Genomic DNA, 438 nt, shown 5'->3' with positions numbered 1-438 from the left:
TCTCTCGACCAAGGAAGACCCCGCGACCAAGAGCGATGCCTTCCAGGCGGGCGCGAACGACTATCTCGTCAAGCTCCCCGACAAGCTCGAGCTGATCGCGCGGGTGCGCTACCACACCCGCGCCTATCTCGATCAYGTCCAGCGYGACGAGGCCTATCGGGCGCTGCGCGAAAGCCAGCGCGAGCTGATGCGGGTCAATCTCGAGCTCGAGCGCCTGACGCGGRTCGACGGGCTGACCGGACTSGGTAACCGCCGCTATTTCGACGAGTATCTTGCGGCGGAGTGGAGACGCTGCCTGCGCACGCAGCATCCGCTGTCTGTCCTGATGATCGATGTCGATCACTTCAAGCGCTACAATGATGCTTATGGCCATCTCGCCGGCGATGAGGTGCTGAAGCAGGTCGCCAACGTGATCCAGGGCGGCTGCACCCGCTCGAC

The 438-nt window shown here is 63.6% G+C and carries 1 protein-coding gene; it reads left to right on the top strand.

What is annotated here, in order from left to right:
• A partial coding sequence (locus AB4Y92_RS25890) for a GGDEF domain-containing response regulator (protein WP_441822226.1) occupies window positions 1-438 on the top strand: 438 nt, incomplete at both ends.

The organism is Lysobacter sp. TAB13, from assembly GCF_052113885.1.
GTDB classification, from domain to species: domain Bacteria; phylum Pseudomonadota; class Gammaproteobacteria; order Xanthomonadales; family Xanthomonadaceae; genus Lysobacter; species Lysobacter gummosus.
This window is presented reverse-complemented; position numbering and strand designations above follow the sequence as displayed.